The sequence below is a fragment of the Siphonobacter sp. genome (assembly GCF_048595215.1).
Lineage (GTDB): Bacteria > Bacteroidota > Bacteroidia > Cytophagales > Spirosomataceae > Siphonobacter.
The window spans coordinates 1-5,212 of the sequence record NZ_JBMDWJ010000050.1; the positions used below are offsets into that span (position 1 = coordinate 1).

4 protein-coding genes are annotated in these 5,212 nt (G+C 43.8%); all 4 read right to left on the minus strand.

The genetic code is table 11. The features are described from left to right. Positions 1–93: 93 nt before the first annotated feature. On the minus strand, positions 94–414 hold the full coding sequence (locus tag ACOJTG_RS03430) for a hypothetical protein (RefSeq protein WP_420152526.1): 321 nt from the start codon (positions 412–414) through the stop codon (positions 94–96). Between the two features lie 90 nt (positions 415–504). Next, positions 505–1,218 (minus strand): porin family protein, encoded by a 714-nt coding sequence (locus ACOJTG_RS03435; protein ID WP_420152527.1) that lies wholly within the window; start codon positions 1,216–1,218, stop codon positions 505–507. 475 nt (positions 1,219–1,693) lie between these two features. Then, entirely contained in the window at positions 1,694–2,971 is a 1,278-nt protein-coding gene (locus ACOJTG_RS03440) for a hypothetical protein (protein ID WP_420152528.1), read from the minus strand. Then, positions 2,968–5,037, minus strand: coding sequence for a hypothetical protein (locus ACOJTG_RS03445; protein ID WP_420152529.1), 2,070 nt, complete (start codon positions 5,035–5,037; stop codon positions 2,968–2,970). The genes ACOJTG_RS03440 and ACOJTG_RS03445 overlap by 4 nt, the downstream gene beginning before the upstream one ends. Positions 5,038–5,212: the final 175 nt, after the last annotated feature.

Genomic DNA, 5,212 nt, shown 5'->3' on the forward strand with positions numbered 1-5,212 from the left:
TACGTAAGGAGCTAGGATAGCTTATCTTTTGATCTAGAAACTCAATATCTAGTTATTACTTAGAAATAAGTCTGTTTTATAAGTGATTATATGTTAAAAACCTTCGTTATCGACTGCCATTTTATTATTGACAAATCCGGACCAAGTATCAAAAGACTCGATTAAGGGAAAAAGGCTATCGCCAGATCCTGACCAAGTCAAATGCACTACTACCCACTCGCTAGTATCTACCAACACTAATACATCATCATTAGCAAAGCTTCTTCCAATAAGTTCCAGGTGTCTTCCAAACAGTGGGTGTTGCTGAGTCATCTCCTTATTTAATTGAAGTAAAAAAGAATCCCTTTGGCTTGCTGGGATCTCCCCCCAAGGTTCTAGCCAAATTCGCTCTTCTGGCCGCTTTTTCTGTTGCATAATCAGTACTTATGTTCAATAGACTTATTTACATTACTTATGGCTTTGTTGCATGGCTAGTGCAGGCAAGAAGACACCGGCTTAGGCCAATTATAATGAAAAAATTGGATATATTAAATAGAGGTTAAGTGCATTAGTTTTCAATGGCAGAAAATTATTATTTGCTTGCGGTAGTAAATCTTCTTTCCTTGTTATAGTGGTCAGCCCCAGCTCATAGGTTGCTTTAATGTATACAGTTTTGTTTGAAGTTAGATTAATTTTCAGCCCTACGCCCCCTTCAACACCAGCATTGATTCGATTATAAAACTCTGTTGCATCATAAGATGTGGATTCCAGAGTAACTGAATTTGTTGATTTATATTTAGACTTCACTAAGTAGCCTCCAAATAGGCCAATACTTACAAATGGTTTTATGCTATTAGTACTTTTCGATACTATATGTATATATGGCTTAACATTTATGTAGTTGTTTTGATCAATTTGATCAAATCTTGTTTGAGACAAATTACTATAAAAAGAGTGTCGGTATTGGGCCAGGTTAATGCCAAGGCCCATTTCGACTCTTGGAGCTATTCTATATAAACCAGTTACTCCAAACTTAAATCCAACTGTGTTTTCTTTGTTAAAGAACTCATTTTTATCACTAAATGTAGTTATAGATCCTGCTCCCTCTAAAGCTAGCACTAGTTTATTAGCTGATAAGCCATTATTTTTTTTAGATCTCCCACCAACTTCTATCTCATTTTGAGCAGAACATAATAGGCATGAAAATACTGCAAAAATCAGAATCGATATTTTCTTCATAAAATACAAATAGTTTATTCAACAACCAATCAAAATAGACTATCTGACAATCAAGTCAAAACCTTAACTTCAATGTATACGATCATGTTTTACCAAATATTATTTGCATAGACTGTCAAATTTTTGGCGATTTTCAGTTAAAATTATATATTATGTAATAAGATGTTGGTATATTCATTACACTATATTCACATCTCTTTACTGCCATAAGATACTAAAATTAAACCCTTTAAATATTAGATTCGATGATTTACGCACTCAACCTATTCATAGGAATTATGATTTTTACATTAAGCTTTCTGCTTTTAAGAAAACTATTTCCCAATAATAAGGGTGCATTAATATTTTGGTGGTCTTCATTGGCGTTAAGCCTTTCCTTTGGAATCTTTTGTTATTATTATTTCGAATTGTAATAGTATATAAGCTAGTTAAAGTATCATGTCGAATAGGCATGATACGGAATCATGCCTATTAATCATCCTCTTCCTAAATACGTCTGCCGGTCTTTCAGTCGAATCGTATCCTGAAAGACGTGTACTCGGAATGTTACATCGAGCGGTTTAGCGTTCAGTACGGGATTATGACCGACCACGACGTACTTACCCCCATTCTTTACGACCCGTACGAGCGGATGCCGGTTTTTCTTCGCGGCTAGGGCTTCGTTTGAGGTCCAGGACTTCCCACCATCGAGGGAAATTTCAGGTACCAGAAACTCGGGTTTACCCTGGCGAATATCGTTAACCAGACTAGCCCGATAGAATCCTGAAATCAAGGCTTCATCGACATTGAAATACTGGTTTCGACCGGCAACGTCCCAGTTGATGAGTCCCTTTGCACCCGTCAACAGTAAAAAGAGCGGTACTGCATGAGCGATATGCTCCGGAATGTACATCTGGCCGGTTACGTCCATTTTCCACCAGAAAGACACCTGTGGTATGCTAGGATCAACGGCTCTGGTCTGCTCAGTCACGTGAGCGGCTGAATACAGCCAGTCGCCATTTTCAAACCAACTAATCTGAATGTACGGGTAGGGATCATCCATATTCGTTACGCCCGAAAAATAGGGAGCAAAATAAGTACGGCCTACATTACTTCCCGTCACGTTGTAATCGCTGTTAGCAATTGTCATACCCAGGTAATCCACGTACTTCACGCCTAGTTCCGCACGGGCGTACGCGGCCAGCTCGCGGCAGACCGTCGCGTATTCGGACGTATGCTCATCGTTTTCAAGATCCAGATTCAGCACATCAACTCCGCCCGGATTATACGAATTAACTTCGCGTTGTAACCGAGCTTTATTTTCGCTCAGATTCGAATAATTCATCGGCTGAGCGAAGAAATTTCGATACAAGATCAAAAACCGCTTTCCCTGCTGAATCGTGTAATCGACCTTTTTTACGTTGATATGCGTCACGCCCCGACTCAACAGCGTATTACTCATTACCTGATTGAGAACGAGTCCATCCCAAATGAAGTACTCCCCCTTATTGAGTTGGAAGGCTGGAAATTTTTCGGGCTTAAAATCCTGCGTTTGGGTCTGCTTTTCGTAGACTGCCCCGTAGACGTATTTGAGACGCGAACTCGGTTGATCTTCTCCTTTGCCATCCGGAGGGATGAGCCCTTTGTTTTTACGGTTTTCATACCAGATCAGCCAAGCAGCCACGGTGACCGTGACTGCAATCCCGCCGTAGATCAGCAGGTTATTTTTAGAGCCTTTGAACTGGGGCAGAAATGAGGATAGATTAAATTTCACGGACGTACTTCGTTAAGAGTGGATACTACGATAGAATGAACGGTCTGGCTTTTCAGCGACAGCGGGTATTGTTTGCCCAGGTACCGGACGATGATTTCTTGCGGAGCCGTGCCCAGGTGGGTGGGCTGGCCTGCTGTGGCTACGATCAGTAATTCACCATTCGAGTAAGCACCCCGCAGGTATGGCCGGACGTCCTGATGTTCATTAAGCAGACTCATACCGGGCCGTTTGTCGGTTTGCCATGTGTTGCCGCTATCAAGGGAAAATTCAAGCTGGATATTGTAGACCGTAACGGGATTGTTCCAGAAACGATTGAACTGGAAAGCCCGCCACTTCCCCGCTTCGATGTAGTCCTGACCGATCTTACGGGGCCGCGAATCCGTCCAATTATAGAGGCCGCCGCCGAACTGGTACGAGCCGGTAACGTAACCCCAGAGGGCCATACTTTCTAAAACCCAGTTACCGACTACGGGCCAAGCTCCGGTACCGTCATTGCCACCCTCGTAGATATTCATAATCCACTCCACGTTTCCGGGAGTATGGCCCGCGGGTAGCGATTCAAAAAACGAGTCAGTCCAGCTTAGTTTTGCCGCAATGGGGTGCAGGCTTTTTTGAGCGTAGTCAGCCTGTGAAGTGTACATTTTTTCTGCCCCTATTACGCTTGGTTCGTGACTTGGATCATTCCAGAAAAATGAGGGCATGTGAAAGTAAGGTAAGGTACCTTGAAAAACCGTTACGCCCGCCTGACGAAACATTTCATACCGCTCATAATTGCCTAACTTACCGTACGGACTTTTTTCGGAGCCACCCGGCGTATTGCAAAGGGAATTATGCGAAGAACAGTACACCTGAAAGGCAACTTGCGGATACTGGTTTTTCACTTCGCGGATCGCCTGACATAACAACTTAACACCGATATACGAATACGGAGCTTCTTCTAAATCCAAGTCCAGCAAAGCCGGGTGATTCTCCCAGCCAGCATCCTTTTGCATGCTGATAGCATAGCCCCGTACCGCGTCTAAAATATCCCGATACCGTTTCTCTACGCCGGGTTTATCAATCCAGCCCTCGGGAAAAACATTGCTGTACATCATCCGGTACACACCGGTATTTTCGGGCAGATGGTACGTAGACAGAATCTCCCGAAAGCGGTCCATCTTAATACCTTTTTGATTCCATTCGGGATGGTAAAAACCGCCGTGCAAATCGGCTAGTTGGCTCAGATGGATATAGTTGATCTTACCCGCCCGGACTAACTCTACCTGAGCTTCAAAACCCAAATCCGTCGATACTAGATTGATTGCCCCCGTAGGCAGATTGTACCCAGGAATTTGCCGCAGGGCCGAAAGGCCGGTTTCATCCGTGAGTTGCAGACGTGAAATTTCACCCGTTTGTACTGGAGCAGGGATTGTATTATGATTCTGCGTTTCCTCTTTTACGTTCTGAATCGGCGGTACTACTGGTTTGGGCGAATAGATCACCCGGCCCTTTTCAAAAACGTAGTCGGTTTCCTGACCTGATGTGACTGGTACGGACTTTCCTTCAATGTCAGCGGTAAGCCCGAAAACTTTAGAATCAATCAGGTCTTTGATATAGGCGTAAAAAGGCAGGTACGAATAGTTAGCAAAATACTCGTTTTGCTTCAAGCCCGGCTGATTGTAACTGTTTTCATTCCCTACCGACGTACGTACAATGAATACAGGCTTAGAGCCAATCAGCCCTAAACTCACCTTTTCGTAGCGAAAAGTAGCCTCATGCGGGACTTTGAGCGTGAAAAGTACATCACCATCCCGGAGCCTTCCGGATACGTGAACGTTCAGCAGATCTGTAGGTACAGGCATTTCGCCGATTATCTCTTTCTTTTTAGCTAGTACCGTAAATTCCCGGTTTGCATTCACCGAAACCAGATCGCCTGTTTCAGCGTCGATGAATACGAGTTCACCCGTAGCAACAGGGCTTTGTTGAACCTGCGATCGCGTAAGCCGGGGCACAAATAGCGGTGCAAACTGTTGAGCCTGTGCCATCACTCCCGATAGCAACAGTAGAAATAGGAGTATTTTTTTCATTGGGTTGGATAATGGGGGGTAATCTATTACGCTACTATTTTTTGCCGAAAACGATAACCGAAAACAGCCCGACTACCACCACGGCAGCAGCTACCAAAGCATAGGGAAACCACGGTTGAATCGTGATGCCTTGCGGCTCGTAGTCCTTCTGATCGTACCAATCCGGAGCCGCTTT